The sequence below is a fragment of the Thermanaerothrix sp. genome (assembly GCA_026417795.1).
In the GTDB taxonomy this organism is placed as follows: domain Bacteria; phylum Synergistota; class Synergistia; order Synergistales; family Synergistaceae; genus Thermanaerovibrio.
This window is the reverse complement of sequence record JAOACP010000100.1, coordinates 1-1,367: the sequence shown is the minus strand read 5'-3', so window position 1 is coordinate 1,367 and position 1,367 is coordinate 1. Positions and strand designations below refer to the sequence as shown.

The 1,367-nt window shown below is 49.5% G+C and carries 2 protein-coding genes; both read left to right on the top strand.

Annotated features, from left to right (window positions below; translation table 11 throughout):
* Nucleotides 1–133 (top strand): 30S ribosomal protein S18 (gene rpsR / locus N2315_09370; protein MCX7829379.1); only part of this gene is annotated, 133 nt, incomplete at its 5' end.
* A 58-nt stretch (nt 134–191) separates the two neighbouring features.
* Nucleotides 192–1,202 carry a YybS family protein gene (locus tag N2315_09365; protein MCX7829378.1) on the top strand — a complete coding sequence of 337 codons (1,011 nt, stop codon included), beginning with the start codon at nt 192–194 and terminating at the stop codon, nt 1,200–1,202.
* The last annotated feature ends 165 nt before the right edge of the window (nt 1,203–1,367 follow it).

Here is a 1,367-nt window from a genome sequence, read left to right as displayed (position 1 = left end):
TCGGTATACCACAGAACGGGGTAAGATTTTGCCCCGCCGTATTACTGGTACCTGTGCAAAACATCAGCGGGAGCTTTCTACGGCCATTAAACGGGCCCGTATTTTAGCGTTGCTCCCGTTTGTAGCGGACTAATCAGATAATTAAACGGCAGGGGTGATTTGCGAAATCCCTGCCAAAGAGACCCTGGGTAATGAATACAAAGTGGCGGCCCTTCCTGCAGAAGGTGGTGCACGGAGGGGTGATTGCAATTGTAGGAGCGGGGCTTTCTCTGTTTTTGATGGGAAGTGGCCTGTTAAGTCCCTTTTATCTTCTTCCTTTTGGGGTGGTGGCATACCGCTTTTCTCCAAAGGTAGGTTGGATAAGCTGGGGAGTGGCCTGTCTGTTGCACCTAGCCTTAGGTATGAAGGGTGGATTTCCCCTTTCGATAGGTAGTACGGCCGTTTATTGGGAATTACTCTATTTTGGGATTCTTTCGGCATCTTTTGTGGTGATGGTGCTACCGGGAATGTCGGTGCGCACCTTGTATCGCTTTCTGGGAGGAGCCCTGATTAGCTCGGTGGTTTTTCTTGGGTTGCTCCAGGTTTCTTCTGGGAAAGGAGAGCAAAGCCTTATTCAACAGGTGGTTCAGGAGGTTCTCAGGCTGTACGAAAAAACGGCGACGATCGATGGTGAGGTCTCCCTGGGGGGAAGCCTGGTCGAAAAAAAAGAGGGAATAGCCACCTTTATATGGTCTCTATTACTGTATGGGGGAGCCCTGGTAGGGCATCTGATACTGGTAAGTGTAAACTACTTTTTGGCCCGTTTTTTTGATCGATCTTCATCCCCCAAGGGTGCGGTGTTTATTGGTCGTTTTTCGGTGCCCCCAGGGTTTATCTGGTTACTGTCCCTCTCGCTTCTTTTCTTAGTAGTGGGGTCCTTTTTTAATGTGTCGATACTCCAAATTGTTGGAGGCAATGGGATTGTGGTAGGGGGGTTTGTGTATCTGGTACAGGGTATGGGAATACTGGTGTACCTGTCTTCTCACCCTGCCTTTCCGGGATTTCTCAGGACCCTCGGAACAGTCCTTTTTTTGGTAGCCCTTTTTATACCGGGACTTAACGTGATACCCCTGGGAATTTGTATAATTCTGGGTATTGCGGAAACCTGGGTACCCCTGCGGGTACCTTATACTACGGGATCATCCTCTACTCCGGGGATGTGAATAGGGAATTTCTCTATTCTGGATCCTAACATGTAAAGGAGCTTGTATGAAGGTCATTCTGAACAAGGATGTCCATCCCCTCGGCGAGGAGGGCGATGTGCGAGATGTAGCCCGGGGCTATGCTCGCAATTATTTGTTTCCTCGGGGGCTCGCATTACCCTATAC

Excerpts from the sequence above, each read along its gene's own strand:
- N2315_09365 (MCX7829378.1), top strand. The coding sequence starts at position 192 with ATGAATACAAAGTGGCGGCCCTTCCTGCAGAAGGTGGTGCACGGAGGG.